The 16,429-nt window shown below is 62.7% G+C and carries 19 protein-coding genes; 13 read left to right on the top strand and 6 right to left on the bottom strand.

Annotation, left to right across the window (positions count from 1 at the left end; all coding sequences use genetic code 11):
- The first annotated feature begins 205 nt into the window (after nt 1–205).
- The 4 genes from CBW50_RS12700 to CBW50_RS12685 all read left to right on the top strand — a co-directional run bounded on the left by CBW50_RS12700 (nt 206) and on the right by CBW50_RS12685 (nt 3,582).
- The gene (locus CBW50_RS12700) at nt 206–766 is read left to right on the top strand and encodes a DUF2889 domain-containing protein (protein WP_086145893.1); all 561 of its coding nucleotides are present in this window, start codon (nt 206–208) and stop codon (nt 764–766) included.
- A 75-nt stretch (nt 767–841) separates the two neighbouring features.
- The gene (sucC, locus tag CBW50_RS12695; RefSeq protein WP_086145892.1) at nt 842–2,011 is read left to right on the top strand and encodes an ADP-forming succinate--CoA ligase subunit beta; all 1,170 of its coding nucleotides are present in this window, start codon (nt 842–844) and stop codon (nt 2,009–2,011) included.
- Nucleotides 2,012–2,024: 13 nt separating this feature from the next.
- The gene (gene sucD, locus CBW50_RS12690) at nt 2,025–2,906 is read left to right on the top strand and encodes a succinate--CoA ligase subunit alpha (protein WP_034746085.1); all 882 of its coding nucleotides are present in this window, start codon (nt 2,025–2,027) and stop codon (nt 2,904–2,906) included.
- Nucleotides 2,907–3,117: 211 nt separating this feature from the next.
- Nucleotides 3,118–3,582, top strand: a complete 465-nt coding sequence (locus CBW50_RS12685) for a pilin (protein WP_086145891.1) — start codon at nt 3,118–3,120, stop codon at nt 3,580–3,582.
- 15 nt (nt 3,583–3,597) lie between these two features.
- On the opposite strand, the gene CBW50_RS12680 is transcribed toward CBW50_RS12685, so the two are convergent.
- On the bottom strand, nt 3,598–4,320 hold the full coding sequence (locus tag CBW50_RS12680) for a flagellar brake protein (protein WP_086145890.1): 723 nt from the start codon (nt 4,318–4,320) through the stop codon (nt 3,598–3,600).
- A gap of 163 nt (nt 4,321–4,483) precedes the next feature.
- Here CBW50_RS12680 and CBW50_RS12675 point away from each other — a divergent pair, with 163 nt between their 5' ends.
- Nucleotides 4,484–4,861 (top strand): DUF6713 family protein, encoded by a 378-nt coding sequence (locus tag CBW50_RS12675; RefSeq protein ID WP_086145889.1) that lies wholly within the window; start codon nt 4,484–4,486, stop codon nt 4,859–4,861.
- An 18-nt stretch (nt 4,862–4,879) separates the two neighbouring features.
- On the opposite strand, the gene moaC is transcribed toward CBW50_RS12675, so the two are convergent.
- On the bottom strand, nt 4,880–5,386 hold the full coding sequence (moaC, locus tag CBW50_RS12670) for a cyclic pyranopterin monophosphate synthase MoaC (protein WP_086145922.1): 507 nt from the start codon (nt 5,384–5,386) through the stop codon (nt 4,880–4,882).
- Between the two features lie 307 nt (nt 5,387–5,693).
- On the opposite strand from moaC, the gene CBW50_RS12665 reads away from it, so the two are divergent.
- A complete protein-coding gene (locus CBW50_RS12665) occupies nt 5,694–7,163 on the top strand; it encodes a M48 family metalloprotease (RefSeq protein WP_253251933.1) in 1,470 nt (489 codons plus the stop codon).
- Nucleotides 7,164–7,166: 3 nt separating this feature from the next.
- Here CBW50_RS12665 and CBW50_RS12660 read toward each other — a convergent pair whose 3' ends face one another.
- The 4 genes from CBW50_RS12660 to CBW50_RS12645 form a co-directional block, all read right to left on the bottom strand.
- Nucleotides 7,167–7,757 (bottom strand): DUF2946 family protein, encoded by a 591-nt coding sequence (locus CBW50_RS12660; RefSeq protein WP_086145888.1) that lies wholly within the window; start codon nt 7,755–7,757, stop codon nt 7,167–7,169.
- On the bottom strand, nt 7,750–8,763 hold the full coding sequence (locus CBW50_RS12655; protein WP_086145887.1) for a YheT family hydrolase: 1,014 nt from the start codon (nt 8,761–8,763) through the stop codon (nt 7,750–7,752). Before CBW50_RS12655 ends, CBW50_RS12660 begins: the two co-directional genes overlap by 8 nt.
- An 11-nt stretch (nt 8,764–8,774) precedes the next feature.
- A complete protein-coding gene (locus CBW50_RS12650) occupies nt 8,775–9,200 on the bottom strand; it encodes a nuclear transport factor 2 family protein (protein ID WP_086145886.1) in 426 nt (141 codons plus the stop codon).
- 78 nt (nt 9,201–9,278) lie between these two features.
- A complete protein-coding gene (locus tag CBW50_RS12645; protein ID WP_070220739.1) occupies nt 9,279–9,473 on the bottom strand; it encodes a zinc-finger domain-containing protein in 195 nt (64 codons plus the stop codon).
- A gap of 257 nt (nt 9,474–9,730) precedes the next feature.
- Between CBW50_RS12645 and CBW50_RS12640 the strand changes: the two genes are divergently transcribed.
- From CBW50_RS12640 to purE, 7 genes are all read left to right on the top strand, one after another.
- Nucleotides 9,731–10,465, top strand: coding sequence for an AzlC family ABC transporter permease (locus tag CBW50_RS12640; RefSeq protein WP_086145885.1), 735 nt, complete (start codon nt 9,731–9,733; stop codon nt 10,463–10,465).
- Nucleotides 10,458–10,808, top strand: a complete 351-nt coding sequence (locus CBW50_RS12635; protein WP_086145884.1) for an AzlD domain-containing protein — start codon at nt 10,458–10,460, stop codon at nt 10,806–10,808. The genes CBW50_RS12640 and CBW50_RS12635 overlap by 8 nt, the downstream gene beginning before the upstream one ends.
- Nucleotides 10,809–10,885: 77 nt before the next feature.
- A complete protein-coding gene (locus CBW50_RS12630) occupies nt 10,886–12,097 on the top strand; it encodes a phosphoglycerate kinase (protein ID WP_086145883.1) in 1,212 nt (403 codons plus the stop codon).
- A gap of 116 nt (nt 12,098–12,213) precedes the next feature.
- Complete coding sequence (pyk, locus tag CBW50_RS12625) at nt 12,214–13,662, top strand: pyruvate kinase (protein ID WP_086145882.1); 1,449 nt, start codon at nt 12,214–12,216, stop codon at nt 13,660–13,662.
- 195 nt (nt 13,663–13,857) lie between these two features.
- Nucleotides 13,858–14,922 carry a class II fructose-bisphosphate aldolase gene (gene fba, locus CBW50_RS12620; protein WP_086145881.1) on the top strand — a complete coding sequence of 355 codons (1,065 nt, stop codon included), beginning with the start codon at nt 13,858–13,860 and terminating at the stop codon, nt 14,920–14,922.
- Nucleotides 14,923–15,030: 108 nt separating this feature from the next.
- Nucleotides 15,031–15,924, top strand: a complete 894-nt coding sequence (locus CBW50_RS12615) for a phosphoribosylaminoimidazolesuccinocarboxamide synthase (RefSeq protein ID WP_086145880.1) — start codon at nt 15,031–15,033, stop codon at nt 15,922–15,924.
- A 1-nt stretch (nt 15,925) separates the two neighbouring features.
- Nucleotides 15,926–16,423: a 5-(carboxyamino)imidazole ribonucleotide mutase gene (purE, locus tag CBW50_RS12610; protein WP_070311667.1), complete on the top strand. Its 498-nt coding sequence runs from the start codon at nt 15,926–15,928 to the stop codon at nt 16,421–16,423.
- The last annotated feature ends 6 nt before the right edge of the window (nt 16,424–16,429 follow it).

Genomic DNA, 16,429 nt, shown 5'->3' with positions numbered 1-16,429 from the left:
TGATCTTTTAACTTGCATCAATAATCCGATGCGGGCGAGCAGATCAATAAAAATTATGTTGCGGCGCAACTAGCGCCCTGTGTGCTACACTTTTAGGGTTTTTGCGGCGCCGCAGGTGCGGTTGCCGTTCGTAGAAGCTGCGAACGGCGTGCTTTATGCACATGGCTGCTTACTAAATTATGGCCGCGCAAGCGGCATCGGTCTTATGCCCCTGTCAACTCCCGTATCCCGGCGCGCCCTACGGCACTCCCGCGTTATCGACGTCCAAGCGTATATGCGCGACGACGGCCTGTGGGATATTGACGCCCGTATCACCGATATCAAAAGCTATGACGCGACCCTGGCCTCCGGCCCGCGTCCCGCCGGCGCCCCTCTGCATGACCTCCACCTGCGCATTACCGTCGATCGCGAGCTGACCATTGTCGAGGCCGAAGCTGCCTCCGATGCCGTGCCCTATCCCGGTTTTTGCGATACCATCGGCCCCGCCTACAGGGCGCTGATCGGTTTGAATTTATTGAAGAATTTCCGCCGCGACTTGAAACAGCGCCTGGCGGGAATCGCCGGCTGTACCCATTTGACCGAACTGGCGCAAGTCTTGCCGACTGCGACGGTTCAGGCATTTGCCGGCGATGTCTGGTCGACCCGTGACGGCGAGAATGCTGATTTGTCGCATGAAAAGCCGTTTCAACTCGACAAGTGTCACGCCCTGCGCACCGATGGCGGGGCGGTTGCACAGTATTACCCGCGCTGGGTAGCCAAAGCGTGACCCCGGCGCTGTTTTTCCTGTTTTTTTGCACCACTAACCGTATTTTTACAAATCAGTATCAGAAGGGAAGCCAGCATGAAAATCCATGAGTATCAAGCCAAAGAAATCCTCCGGCAGCACGGAGTGACGGTACCACGCGGTATTCCGTGCATGTCCGTCGACGAAGCCGTCAAGGCTGCGGAAACCCTGGGCGGCCCGGTGTGGGTCGTCAAGGCGCAGATCCACGCAGGTGGCCGCGGCAAGGGCGGCGGCGTGAAAGTGGCAAAATCGATGGAACAGGTCAAGGAATACGCTGACCAGATCATGGGCATGCAGCTGATCACGCACCAGACCAGCGCCGAAGGCCAGAAAGTCAACCGCCTGCTGGTGGAAGAAGGCGCCGACATCAAACAGGAACTGTACGTTTCGCTGGTCACCGACCGCGTTACCCAGAAAATCGTCCTGATGGCGTCGTCCGAAGGCGGCATGGACATCGAAGAAGTGGCCGAGAGCCACCCAGAGAAGATCCACCACGTCACCATCGATCCGGGCGTTGGCCTGACCGATGCCCAGGCAGACGACATCGCCGCCAAAATCGGCGTGCCTGCCGGCTCCATCGCCGACGCCCGCGCCAACCTGCAAGGCCTGTACAAAGCCTACTGGGAAACCGACTGCTCGCTGGCCGAGATCAACCCGCTGATCGTCACCGGCAGCGGCAAAGTCATCGCCCTGGACGCCAAGTTCAACTTCGACCCGAACGCCCTGTTCCGTCATCCGGAAATCGTCGCCCTGCGCGATCTGGACGAAGAAGATCCAGCTGAAATCGAAGCGTCGAAATTCGACCTGGCCTACATCTCGCTCGACGGCAACATCGGCTGCCTGGTGAACGGCGCCGGCCTGGCCATGGCCACCATGGACACGATTAAACTGTTCGGCGGCGAGCCAGCCAACTTCCTGGACGTCGGCGGCGGCGCCACGGCAGAAAAAGTGACCGAAGCGTTCAAGATCATGCTGAAAAACCCAGGCCTGAAAGCCATCCTGGTGAACATTTTCGGCGGCATCATGCGTTGCGACGTGATCGCCGAAGGCGTCATCGCCGCGGTCAAGGCCGTCTCGCTGAACGTACCGCTGGTCGTGCGCATGAAGGGCACCAACGAAGACCTGGGCAAAAAGATGCTGGCCGATTCCGGTCTGCCTATCATCGCAGCCGACACCATGGAAGATGCAGCCAAGAGCGTCGTTGCCGCTGCTGCCGGTCAAGCTTAATTAAGGAATCAACATGTCCATTCTGATCAATAAAGATACCAAAGTTGTTACCCAAGGGATCACCGGCAAGACCGGCCAGTTCCACACCCGCGGTTGCCGCGACTACGCGAACGGCAAAGCTGCCTTCGTGGCAGGCGTGAACCCGAAGAAAGCCGGCGAAGACTTCGAAGGCATTCCTATTTTCGCTAACGTTACCGAAGCGAAAAAAGAAACCGGCGCCAACGTGTCCGTGATCTACGTGCCGCCAGCAGGCGCGGCCGCAGCGATCTGGGAAGCGGTCGAAGCTGAAATGGATCTGGCCATTTGCATCACCGAAGGCATTCCTGTCCGCGACATGATGGCCCTGAAAGACCGCATGGCCAAAGCCAACAGCAAAACCCTGCTGCTGGGCCCTAACTGCCCAGGCCTGATCACGCCAGACGAAATCAAGATCGGCATCATGCCAGGTCACATCCACAAGAAGGGCCGTATCGGCGTTGTTTCCCGTTCGGGCACCCTGACCTATGAAGCAGTGGGTCAGCTGACCGCACTGGGCCTGGGCCAATCGTCGGCAGTCGGCATCGGCGGCGACCCGATCAACGGTCTGAAGCACATCGACATCATGAAGATGTTCAATGACGATCCGGATACCGACGCGGTCATCATGATCGGCGAAATCGGCGGTCCTGACGAAGCCAACGCGGCTTATTGGATCAAAGACAACATGAAAAAACCGGTCGTCGGCTTCATCGCCGGCGTGACGGCTCCTCCAGGCAAGCGCATGGGCCACGCCGGCGCGCTGATCTCGGGCGGCGCCGACACGGCACAAGCCAAGCTGGAAATCATGGAAGCTTGCGGCATCACCGTGACCAAGAATCCGTCGGAAATGGCGCGTCTGCTGAAAGCCATGCTGTAATTTCAGCCAGGTCTTGATGCAGCACAAAAAAGGAGCTTCGGCTCCTTTTTTTGTGCGCGCGACGGATTCCATGCCTGGCCCGACGGGCCTGGTCTGAACCGGCCATAAAGTGTCGCTTTTCTTTCCACTTGCACCGCCGCTGCCCGGGCGCGCTGCTGGCATGGCGCTTGCACCGTTCCTGGCGTGAGCAATTGCACCATGGGAGGAGACGATGCGCGCACAGAGCGGATTTACCCTGATAGAACTGATGATCGTGGTGGCCATCGCCGGCATCCTGGCGGCCGTGGCGATTCCCCAGTATGGCGACTACACGATGCGGGCCAAGGTCAGCAACGTGCTGGCCGCCGCCGCGCCCCTGAAGACGGCCGTGGCCCTGTGCGTGCAGGAAAACGGCGGCGAGGCGGCCGCCTGCAGCACGCCCACCGAAAGCGTGCCAAGCGCCATACCCGCGTTCAGCCCCACGCGCGAAGTGGCCAGCGCCAAGGTGGACAAGGGCGATATCGTGCTGACCCTGGCAGCCGACCTGGGCAAGGGCATCGGTGGACAAAGCGTGACCATGACCATGAAGCCGGGCACGAGCAGCCTGACCTGGTTCAACAGCACCACCGTGACGAACCCGGTGGCCAAGGAGGCCATCACCAGGAACAATATTCCCCAGGCGAGCACGCCCCTGTGAGAGGCCGCCGCCGCGTCAGACGATCTTTTGCCGGTCCGCGATCAGCGCTTCATAGGTGAGGTTTTGCAGCAAGGTGTAGTGCGTTGGTTCCAGGTCGATGAATTGCACGCCATATGTATAGATTTCGCTTGCCTCGGCGGCATTGCCATTGGACGGCTTGCCCACGCTGACGTTCTGGATGCGCGCGCGCGTGTTGACGCGCATCTGGTGCTTGTTCGGCTGCACCAGCAGGGTAAAGCTGAGCGCCACGCCGTCGTCGTCGGGCGTGAGCATGGCGGGCGCCTCGATCAGCGCTCCGGAAACGCTGAGGTTGACGATAAACACGGGCACGGCCGCCACGTCGCGGTAGCTCAGCTGCGCCGGAATGTCCACCTTGACGCGCATGGCCGTGCGCAGGCTGGTGCCCTGGATGGCGTCGGGAAAGCTCAGGTGGACATAATTGAGCGGGCGGCCAAAGATGCGCAGCACGCTGCAGGCGAACGCGCAGACGGTGACGCCGGAAAACACGCGGATGGTCAGCTTGTCGCCCTCGTTGAGCACGATGGAAGCGCCATTTTCCATGGGAATCTTGACGATCAGGTACTCATCCTTCACATAGCCGATCAGGGTCGAGAAGTGCTGGATGGGTTTGATCGTGCGGTGCGTGATGAACTGGATGCGTCCGCCCACCTGCAGATTCATCGCCTCGAACTCGAAGTCCTGGAGCTTGCTTTCGGCGGCGGGCTTGTTGCTTGTCATGCGATGCTCATCTCAATGTTGTCGGATAGCAGTATGCATGAATTCTTGATGAAAAAGCATTTACATCAATAAAATTCGGATGGGCAGGAAAAAAAATCCTGCGATGCTGGTGTCGGGCCTTTCACGCTTTACAATTGCGTCAATATTAACGAATGTAAATCTTATGTCGCGCAGCTACTTCTGGACGATGTTGGCATTGATCCTGCACCAGGTCGACGCAGCCTACTGGCGGGAATGGGRAATGTTYCATGTGCCGGGCGGCATACAGGGTTTCCTGGTATTCAATCTGGCGGCGATTGCCGTGGTACTGGTGGGCTACCGGCATGTGCTGCTGGGCACCCGGCAGGCGTTCCGCTATGCGGCGGTGTGCGCCGCGCTGGGCGCAGGCACTTTCCTCATCCACGCCGGCTTCGCGCTGGCGGGACTGGAGCAGTTCCACCTGCCCCTGTCGATCGCCATTCTCGTGCTGTGCCTGGCGTGCGCCGCGTGGCTGTTGGGCGACTTGCGCCGCGTCAAGGCGACGCGGCCGGTGCCCGCCTGAGGCGGCGGCGCAGTCGCCTTACACTTCGGCGTGCCAATCGCCGGACTTGCCGCCATGCTTTTCCAGCACGCGCACGTTGGTCATGACCATGCCCCGGTCGACGGCCTTGCACATGTCGTAGATCGTCAGCAAGCCGATTTGCACGGAAGTGAGCGCTTCCATTTCCACGCCCGTCTTGCCCGTCGTGTCGACCTGGGCGCGGCAGTGCACGCTGTTGGCCGCTGCATCGACTTCGAAATCGACGGTGACGCGCGTGAGGGCCAGCGGGTGGCACAGGGGGATCAGGTCGCTGGTGCGCTTGGCGCCCATGATGGCGGCGATGCGGGCGATGCCCAGCACGTCGCCCTTTTTCGCATTGCCGGAAATGATCAAGGCCAGGGTGGCCGGCTGCATGCGGATGGTGCCGGCGGCCACGGCGCTGCGGCGCGTGTCTTCCTTGCTGCCCACGTCGACCATATGGGCCTGGCCCGTGGCGTCGAAATGGGTCAGTTCCCCGGCGGGGGCTTGCGTGTCTGCTGTTGTCATGGCGTCAAAATAGGGTCGGGAAATGGGGCGCGGCATGCCGGAATGTCCAGCCGTGCCACAAGCATATCGCATGCCTGTCGCGCGGAAACGGCGCCGCGAACAAGGTATGATAGCACCCGTGAATTCAAAAACTACCCTCCAGACCGTACTTGAAAACGCCGCTGCGGCATTGCCGCGCCAGCCATGGCGCGCGTCCGTGCTGGCCGCGCTGTGCTTCGCTGCGCCATGTGCGCTGGCGCAAACCTATACATCCGCGCCGGCTGCCGGCGCTGCCGCCAAACCGGCCGGCAGCTGGACGCCGCCGGCCGTGCCGCCGGCGCCGAACCTGCCGAACCTGGGCGATACCTCGCGCGAAGACCTGTCGCCGGCGATGGAGCGCAAGATCGGCGAGGAAATCATGCGCGGCATCCGCGGCGACCGCGACTATCTCGACGACGCGCCCCTGCTCGAATACCTGAATACCTTCGGCAACGCCCTCGTGGCGGCGCGCCCCAGCGTGCGCGGCGAAACGAATTACGATTATTTCTTCTTTGCCGTGCGCGATCCCCAGTTGAACGCATTTGCCTTGCCCGGCGGCTTCATCGGCGTGCACTCGGCGCTGGTGCTGGCGGCGCAAACGGAGGCGGAACTGGCGTCCGTGCTGTCGCACGAGATCGGCCATGTGGCGCAGCGCCATATCGCCCGCATGCTGGGCCAGCAGCGCCAGGACGCCCTCATGCCGCTGGCGGCCATGCTGCTCGCGGCGCTGGCCTCGCGCGCCGGCGGCGACGTGGCCATGGGCGTGTTTGCCGCCGGTCAGGGCCTGGCCATCCAGCGCCAGCTCAATTTCGGCCGCGACGCCGAGCGCGAAGCCGACCGCATCGGCTTCCAGATCATGGGCGAAGCCGGCTTCGACACCACCGGCATGGTGGCCTTCTTCGGCCGCATGCAGGCGGCCAGCCGTTCGTACAGCGACCTGATGCCCGCCTACCTGCAGACCCACCCGCTGACGACGGAGCGCATCGCCGACATCCAGGCGCGCATCCGCGAGCAGCCGTACAAGCAGCGCCCGGACAGCTTGAATTTCCACCTGGCAAGGGCGCGGGCCCGCGTGCTGCAGGATGAAAGCGTGCAGGGCCTGTTGAATGCGAAAGCCGTGTTCAAGACGCAGCTGGAACAGCAAAGCCGCTTCCAGGTGACGGCCGCCCATTACGGCTTGTCCTTTGTCGCCGTCAAGCAGGGCAAGCCGTTTGATGCGCAAAAGGAGCTCGATGCGGCCAACGCGGCCCTGCACCAGCCGGCCGGGCCGAATGTGTTTACCTCGGGCGGCACGCAGGCCCCCAATTCGCTGCTGGCGGCGATGGCGCTGGAAGTGCTGCTGATGCCGGAGCAGAAGCCGGCGGTGGCGCAGCAAGCCTTGAAGGCGGCCGATGCGGCACGCCAGCAGTTTCCCCTGTCGCGCGGTATTGCCCGCCAGTATGCAGAAGCATTGATCGCGGACAAGAAGCTCGACCAGGCCACGCTGTACCTGCGCGACCAGGTGCAGCTCTACAAGGAAGAGCCGGAACTGTATGATTTACTGGCGAAAGCCTATGCGGACCTGGGCAAGATGACCTTGCAGCATATCGCGCTGGCTGAATCGTATGTGCTGCAGGGCGCCACCATGGCCGCGCTGGACCAGCTGACGATCGCCCGCAAATCCACGGACGCGACCTTTTACGACCAGGCCGTCATCGATGCGCGCGAACGGGAACTGCAGGAAAAGCGCCGCGAACAGCTCAAGGACCAGAAGGGCTAGCTCCTATTCGGCTTGTGGCGCGCGCTGGAAGCCGAAGGTGCGCGGCACGGCGTCGTAGCGCAACGGCTGAACGGCAATTTCCTTGCCGGCGTGCAATAAGGTCAGGCTTCCTTGTCCCGCTTCCAGCCAGGCCAGCAGGGCGTCGTCGCCGGCAAGCTGGCCATCGAGGCGCAGCCATGCCAGCACCTGCGTCATGTCGCGGTCATCGACCTGCGCCACGATATGATCGTTGCGCAAGATCAAGGCGCCGTTGTCGCACAGATACGCTGCCTCGATGGCCGCCAGCGGCGCGCCCGTCTGCAAGACAAAACCGTGCCGCGGATCGCTGCGCGCGATATACGGCGCCGCTTCCAGGTTCAGGTAGACGCGTTGCGGGCCGTTCTGGAAAAACCAGCAACCGCGTTCGTCATGGCCGTAATTGCGGTTGATAAAGCCCAACAGGGCCGCGTGGGCGATCTTCTCGCCAGGCAGTTGCTGCTGCTGCGCCTGCTGATCGCGCATGCGCCAGTGGCCGCGCGCGTCCAGGCCCAGCCAGCCGTAGCAGTGGGGCACGTTCGGCCATTTGGCCAGGGCCTGCTTGACGAGATCATCCATGTAAGGCGTTTTCCGGTGAAGTGCGCAAACCGTCAGCGTGACAGCTTTGCGGCGCAGACGGCGCCGCGCTGCCGCCTTCAAAAAAGGACAGCAGCCGTTGCGGCAGCCAGTCTATGCTGCCAGGCAACTTTCCGGCGGCAAAGCCGACGTGGCCGCCGTGGCGCGGATACTCGAGCGTGACCTGCGGCGCGGCGCTGCGCGGCAGGTAGCGTCCGGGCAGGAAGGGGTCGTTTTGCGCATTCAGGACCAGGGTCGGCACGGTGATGTCGCGCAAGACGTGCTTGGCGCTGGCGCGGTGCCAGTAATCGTCGGCGTCGCGGTAGCCGTGCAGCGGCGCCGTGACGACGTTGTCGAACGCGTGCAGGTCGCGCGCGGCCAGCATGGCCTCGCGCGCAAACAGGCCGGGGAACTGCTCCAGCTTGGCCAGGCATTTCGGTTTCAGGGTGTTCAGGAACATGCGCGTGTACAGGCGGTTGGCGCCCGACGACAGGGCCTTGCCGCCTTGCGCCAGGTCAAGCGGGGCGGACACGGCCGCGGCCGCGTCGACGATCTCCGCCTGGTGCTGCGACTGGCCCAGCCAGCACAGCAGGGCGTTGCCGCCCAGCGACACGCCGGCCGCGTAAAATTTTCCCGTGGCGCGCGGGCGCAAGCGGCGCAGCACCCAGTCCACTTCCTGCGCGTCGCCCGAATGGTAAAAACGGGGCGCCAGGTTCGGCTCGCCCGAGCAGCCGCGAAAATGCGGCACGGCGCCGGACCAGCCGCGCGCCGCCACCTCGGCCATCAGGGCGCGCGCGTAATGGCTGTTCGACGAACCTTCCAGGCCGTGGAACAGCACCACGAAGGGCTGGCCCGGCTGGCCGTCGACCAGGTCGACGTCGACGAAGTCGCCATCGGGCGCCTGCCAGCGTTCGCGGCGCAAGGGCACGTCCGGCCTGGCGAGGCACAGGGCCGGATAAATCGTTTGCAAGTGGCCGCCGGGCAGCCAGAATGGGGCGTTGTAAGTCATGCGGGAAGGGCTTAGTGCAGGATCTGCGTCCCCGTGCTGTCGGCCGGCGCGCCGCCGGGCGCGATGGACGCGTGGTGCAGCACGATGCGCCAGCCGCGCGGGGTCTTCACGTACACATTCGTCGCCAGCAGGTGCGCCGGTCCGCTCTCGTCGCTGGTGATGCCTTCGATGACCGTATGCACGGAACTCATCAGATTGTGCGTTTCATGCAGATGCGTGGGCACGATGTGCAGGCCGCCGCCGGACAGGATGGTTTCCCACGAGGCGCGGATGGCGGCATGGCCGATCAGGCGCGCGCCGCCCGGGTGGATGCAGACGATTTCCTCGTCGTCGGCCCACAGCGCCATCAGCGCTTCGAGGTCGGCGCGGTGCAAGGCGTCGTAGAACGCCGCTTCGACTTCGGCGGCGCTGCCATTGAGTTCCTTCAGACGTTTCATGACGACTCCGGGCTGTATCGGTACCACTCAGGTTGATGCAAATAAAAACGGCGCGCTGGTGGCGCGCCGCTGGGCAGTTTAATGATGGCCGGCGCTGGCGCCTTCCTTCAGCGTGTACGCCGTGCCGCAGTACGGGCACTTGGCGATGCCGTCCTTGTTGAATTCCAGAAACACGCGCGGATGCGACGACCACAGCGGCATGGCCGGGTTAGGGCAGTGGGCAGGCAGGTCTTTACCGTCGAGTTCGACCGCTGGCTGGGTGGTTTTTGTCATCTTGTCATGCTCCGTGAGGCTGTATGGAAGGAAGTCGGCTGCTGCCAAAACCACGATTTTAACGGATTCAGGCAGACAGCAAAAATCATGGCTAAAATGGCGGCTTGCTCACCTTCAGCCGCGGCGCGGATTTTTGCGAAAAGACGGCACCTGCGGCGCCTTGAGACTGGATTTGCCTTGTCGGTATTACCGTTGCGCCCCTGCGCCTTGCGCACCATTGTTGTGCAGTTGCCACACTCAGCCTGGCGGAGCGCCGCGTGAGCGCCGTGCTGGCCGCCAGGGATGACGCCCTGCTGCAAGACGCCTGGCGCGCCGGCCTGAAACTGGGCGCGCCCAGCCTGCTGGGCATCGCCGCCTGGGGCATGGTGGTGGGCGTGGCCATGGTGAAAAGCGGCCTGACGGTGGCGCAGGCGGGCGCCATGACCCTGTTTGTCTTTGCCGGCTCGGCCCAGCTCGCATCCTTGCCCCTGCTGGCCGCGCAGGCGCCCGTGTGGGTGATCTTCGCCACGGCCCTCGTCGTCAATTTGCGTTTTGTTATCTTTTCCGTGCTGCTGGCCCCCCATTTTGCGCATCTGCCGTGGCGCCAGCGCTTTGCGCTCGGCTATGTCTCCGGCGATATCACGGTGGGCCTGTTCCTGCAGCGCTACCCGCATGAAACGCCGGACCCGGCCAAGCTGCCCTTCCTCAAGGGCCTGATTTACCCGAACTGGCTGGCCTGGCAGAGCGGTTCCTTCATCGGCATCGTGCTGGGCGCCGTCGTGCCGGCCGAGTGGGGGCTGGGCTTTGCCGGCACCCTGGCCATCCTGTGCGTGACGATACCGCTGATCCTCGGCCGCGCCGCCCTGTGCGGCGTGCTGGTGGCGGGCACGGTGGCCGTGCTGGCCTTCGGCCTGCCCTATAAACTGGGCTTGCTGGTGGCCGTTCTGGCCGGCATGCTGGCGGCCATGGCCGTGGAAGAATTGACCGAGAAATGGAACAAGCGCCATGTTTGACGGATGGGACTGGGGCAGGGCCGACGTGTGGATCGCCATCGCCGTGCTGGTGGTGGCCACGGCCGCCACGCGCAGCACCTTCTGGCTGGTCGGCCATCACATCAGCATTCCGCGCCGCATCAACGAAATGCTGCGCTTTGCGCCGGCCTGCGCGCTGGCGGCCATCATCGCGCCCGACATGCTGATGGAGGGGCAGCAGCTGCACTTTGAATTATCTAATTTGAAACTCTTGTCAGGTATTGCCGCCACGATCTTTTTCGTGATTCGCCGCAATATGTTGCAAACCATCATCTTTGGCATGCTGGTTTTCACGGGCTTGCGACTGTTGCATGTTTTTCAGTAAAGCAGGACAAATCGGCGATTTGCTCTGGTCATTGCGGTAAAATAGCGCACTTCCTTCCACTCGTCATCTGGATCGCCATGTCAGCTGTTCTCAACTTCATCCGTCTGCAAGATTTGATCGCCCAAAATGCACTGCAAGGCAAGCGCGTGTTTATCCGCGCCGACCTGAACGTCCCGCAAGATGACAGTGGCAAGATCACCGAAGACACGCGCATCCGCGCTTCGGTGCCGGCCATCCGCGCCGCCCTCGACGCCGGCGCCGCCGTCATGGTGACGTCGCACCTGGGCCGTCCGACGGAAGGCGAGTTCAAGCCGGCCGACAGCCTGGCGCCCGTGGCGGCGCGCCTGTCCGAGCTGCTGGGCCAGGAAGTTGCATTGAAACAAAACTGGGTCGATGGCGCCGGCCTGGAAAACCTGGCCGCCGGCCAGGTGGTCCTGCTGGAAAACGTGCGCGTGAACAAGGGCGAAAAGAAAAACAGCGATGAGCTGGCGCAAAAAATGGCCACATTGTGCGATATCTATGTCAACGACGCGTTCGGCACGGCGCACCGCGCCGAGGCGTCCACGCACGGCATCGCCAAATTCGCCCCTGTCGCCTGCGCCGGCCCGCTGCTGGCCGCCGAACTCGATGCGCTGGGCAAGGCCTTGCACGCGCCGGCCCGCCCCCTGCTGGCCATCGTTGCCGGCTCGAAAGTATCGAGCAAGCTGACCATTTTGAAAGCCCTGTCCGACAAGGTCGATAACCTGATCGTCGGCGGCGGCATCGCCAACACCTTCATGAAGGCGGTCGGCTTGAACGTGGGCAAGTCGCTGGTGGAAGCGGAACTCGTCGACGAAGCGAAAGCCATCATCGAGATCATGGCCAAGCGCGGCGCGCAAGTGCCGATTCCCGTCGATGTCGTGTGCGCCAAGGAGTTTTCGCCGACGGCCGCCGCCACTGTCAAGGACGTGGCCGACGTGGCGGACGACGACATGATCCTCGATATCGGCCCGAAAACGGCCGCCCTGCTGGCTGGCCAGATCGCCGCCGCCGGCACCATCGTGTGGAACGGTCCCGTTGGCGTGTTCGAGTTCGACCAGTTCGGCAACGGCACCAAGACGCTGGCCTTGGCCATTGCCGAGTCGAAAGCATTCTCGATCGCCGGCGGTGGCGACACCCTGGCGGCGATTGCCAAATACGACATTACCGATCAAATCAGCTATATCTCGACGGGCGGCGGCGCGTTCCTGGAGTTCCTGGAAGGCAAGACTTTGCCTGCCGTGGAAATTCTCATGCAGCGTGCTGGCTGATATAGCCTGACTGTCGTGCCACCAAGCGCAGCCTGACCGCTGCGCTTTTACCTTGCCGGGCGGCGCAGCCGCCAGGTCTTGCTCAGCTAGCGTCTTGTTGGCGCACAAGGAATCCTATGCCACGTGGTACTAAAATCGTAGCAACAATCGGCCCCGCCTCCACCGACTTCGATATCCTGGTCAAAATGATACGCGCGGGCGTCGACGTGGTGCGCTTGAATTTTTCCCACGGCAAGGCGCAGGACCATATCGACCGCGCGGCCCTGGTACGGCTGGCGGCACTTGAATGCGGCCGCGAAGTGGCCATCATGGCCGACATGCAGGGGCCGAAGATTCGCGTCGGCAAGTTTGAAAACACCCGCATCCAGCTGGAAGCGGGCGAGCGCTTCATTCTCGACGCCAAGTGGGGCGAAAACGGCGAGCTGGGCAACCAGGAGCGGGTCGGCCTCGACTACAAGGCCTTGCCGCGCGACCTGCACAAGGGCGACGTGCTGCTGCTGAACGACGGCCTCATCGTGCTGATCGTCGAGCGCATCCACGGCAGCGAAATCCACACCACCGTCAAGATCGGCGGCGAGTTGTCGAACAACAAGGGCATCAACCGCCAGGGCGGCGGCCTGTCCGCGCCCGCGCTGACGGCCAAGGATATGGAAGATATCAAGACGGCCATGAGTTTCCAGGCCGACTATCTGGCGATTTCCTTCCCGAAATGCGCGACCGACATGGAAATGGCGCGCCAGCTGGCCAATATCGCCGGCGAACCGTACCACCACAAGCCGATGATGATCGCCAAGATCGAGCGCGCGGAAGCCATTCCTGCCCTGCAAGAGATTTTGGATGCCTCGGACGGCATCATGGTGGCGCGCGGCGACCTGGCCGTGGAAGTGGGCAATGCGGCCGTGCCGGCCTTGCAGAAACGCATGATCAAGATGGCGCGCGCGTCGAACAAGCTTGCCATTACGGCAACACAGATGATGGAATCGATGATCGTCAACGCCGTGCCGACGCGCGCGGAAGTGTCGGACGTGGCCAATGCCGTGCTCGATGGCACGGACGCCGTCATGACGTCGGCCGAGACGGCTTCGGGCAAATACCCGATCGAGACGGTGGAAATGATGGCCGCCATCTGCGTCGAGGCGGAGCAGTCCGAATACAACAAGCTCGACGCCGATTTCCTCAACGTCACGTTTACCCGCATCGACCAGTCGATCGCCTATGGCGCCCTGTTCACGGCCCATCACCTGCGCGTGAAAGCCATCGTGGCGCTGACGGAATCGGGCTCCACCGCCTTGTGGATGAGCCGCCACAGTATCGATACGCCGATCTACGCGCTCACGCCAAGTGTGACGACTTTGCGCAAAGCCGCGCTGTACCGCAATGTTCGGGCGTATCATCTGATGCAGAACGCCCCCAGCGCGCAAGTGCTGAAACAGGCGGAAGAGCTGCTGGTGTCGCAGGGCATCGTCCGCAAGGGCGACATGATCGTCGTCACCTGGGGCGAGCCGATGGGCCAGGTGGGCGGCACGAATGCGCTGAAAATTGTCAAAGTAGGCGAATTCGACTAAGAACGCCCACAACCAGTCCGGGCGTTGTTGCATTGCTTGTTTGTACCCGATGGACCAGTCGTACTGCCTCCGGCAACGCGCCTGGCCCTGAGCAGCTTGTTGGACGTTCTGATTTAATTGAAAGAATTCAGGCGCCGCCGCGGTCATCGACCGCGAAGCGCCGCAACGGTTTCTATTGTTATCTGGAGTATTACCATGTCTCTCGTATCCATGCGTCAACTGCTGGACCATGCCGCCGAAAACGGTTATGGCATTCCTGCCTTCAACGTCAACAACCTGGAACAAGTGCAAGCCATCATGGCTGCCGCCGATGCGCTCAACAGCCCGGTGATCATGCAGGCGTCGGCCGGCGCGCGCAAGTACGCCGGTGAAGCTTTCCTGCGCCACCTGATCGACGCGGCCGTCGAAGCGTATCCGCACATTCCCGTCGTCATGCACCAGGACCACGGCCAGTCGCCGGCCGTCTGCATGGCCGCCATCCGCTCGGGTTTTACGTCCGTGATGATGGACGGTTCGCTGGAAGCGGACGGCAAGTCGGTCGCCTCCTACGAATACAACGTGGAAGTGTCGCGTGAAGTGGTGAAATTCTCGCACGCCATCGGCGTGACGGTGGAAGCGGAACTGGGCGTGCTCGGTTCGCTGGAAACCATGAAGGGCGACAAGGAAGACGGCCACGGCGCCGACGGCACCATGACGCGCGAACAACTGCTGACGGACGTGGCGCAGGCGGCCGATTTCGTGCAGCGCACCCAGTGCGACGCCCTGGCGATCGCCATCGGCACCTCGCACGGCGCCTACAAGTTCACGCGCAAGCCGACGGGCGACATCCTCGCCATCGACCGCATCAAGGAAATCCACGCGCGCATCCCGAACACCCACCTGGTGATGCACGGTTCTTCGTCGGTGCCGCAGGAATTGCTGGCCATCATCCGCGAATTCGGCGGCGACATGAAGGAAACCTACGGCGTGCCCGTCGAGGAAATCCAGGAAGGCATCCGTCACGGCGTGCGCAAGATCAACATCGACACCGACATCCGCCTGGCGATGACGGCCGCGATCCGCAAGTATCTGTTTGAAAATCCGTCGAAATTCGACCCGCGCGACTTCCTCAAGCCAGCCCGCGCCGCCGCCGAGCAGATCGTGCGCGCGCGCATGCAGGCCTTCGGCTGCGAAGGCCAGGCCTCGAAGATCAAGGTCATCACGATGGAAAAAATGGCCGAGCGCTACAAGGCCGGCGAGCTGTCGCAAATTGTGAAGTAAAATTCTGTCTGGAACGGGCCGGAAGCCGTATCTCCGTGCCCGATTTTCTCGACCGGCGGGCGCCTTCCCTGCCTGCCGGTTTCGTTTCATCCAACTATTCCCCCCGCTATGAACAGCCTCTATCAGACTTCCATCCACTCCCTGCCATTGCTGGGCCACGGCAAGGTCCGCGACAACTACGCCGTCGGCGACGACAAGATCCTGATCGTCACCACGGACCGCCTGTCGGCCTTCGATGTCGTCATGAACGAGCCTATCCCCGGCAAGGGCAAGGTCCTCAACCAGATGAGCGACTTCTGGTTCGAGAAACTCGGCCATATCGTGCCGAACCACCTGACCGGCGTGGCGCCGGAATCCGTGGTGGCGCCCGAGGAAGTGGAGCAAGTGCAAGGCCGCGCCGTCGTGGCCAAGCGCCTGAAACCGATCATGGTCGAGGCGGTCGTGCGCGGCTATATCATCGGTTCGGGCTGGAAAGATTACCAGGATACGGGCAGCATCTGCGGCATCAAGCTGCCGGCGGGCCTGCAACAGGCGGCAAAGCTGCCGGAACCGATTTTTACGCCGGCGGCCAAGGCCGAACTGGGCGAGCATGACGAAAACATCAGCTTTGCTGAAATGGAACAGCGCATCGGCGCGGAACTGGCCGCCAAGATGCGCGACGTGGCCATTGCCCTGTACAAGACGGCCGCCGAGTACGCGGCCACGCGCGGCATCATCATCGCCGACACCAAATTCGAATTCGGCCTGGACGACAACGGCGTCATGCATCTGATGGATGAAGTGCTGACGGCCGACTCCTCGCGCTTCTGGCCGGCGGACTCGTATCAGCCTGGCATCTCGCCGCCGTCGTTCGACAAGCAATTCGTGCGCGACTACCTGGAAACATTGACCTGGGGCAAGACCGCACCGGCGCCCGCGCTGCCGGCCGACGTCATCGAAAAAACACAGGCCAAGTACTTCGAAGCCATCGAACGCCTGACGGGCGAGAAGCTGAAGGCCTGAGATGACTGAGCACAATAAGCCGCTGGTCGGCGTCATCATGGGGTCGTCCTCGGACTGGGACGTGATGCAGAATGCAGTTGCCATCCTGAAACAGTTTGGCGTGCCGTATGAGGCGCAAGTCATTTCCGCGCACCGCATGCCCGACGAAATGTATGCGTACGCGAAAAGCGCGCGCGCGCGCGGCTTGCGCGCCATCATCGCCGGCGCCGGCGGCGCCGCCCACCTGCCTGGCATGGTGGCGGCGATGACCATCGTGCCCGTGCTGGGCGTGCCCGTGCCGTCGAAATACCTGCGCGGCGAAGATTCCATGCTGTCCATCCTGCAAATGCCCAAGGGCGTGCCGGTGGCCACCTTCGCCATCGGCGAAGCGGGCGCGGCGAATGCGGCGCTGACGGCGGTGGCGATGCTTGCCGCCAATGACGACGCCCTGGCCGAGCAGCTGGAAGCCTTCCGTGCCACGCAAACGGCCGCCGCCAAGGCCATGGTCTTGCCTGAATAATGTGTT

The organism is Janthinobacterium sp. GW458P (assembly GCF_002127585.1).
In the GTDB taxonomy this organism is placed as follows: Bacteria; Pseudomonadota; Gammaproteobacteria; order Burkholderiales; family Burkholderiaceae_D; genus Janthinobacterium.
Note: the sequence above shows the minus strand (reverse complement) of the source record. Positions and strands in the feature narration are given on the sequence as shown.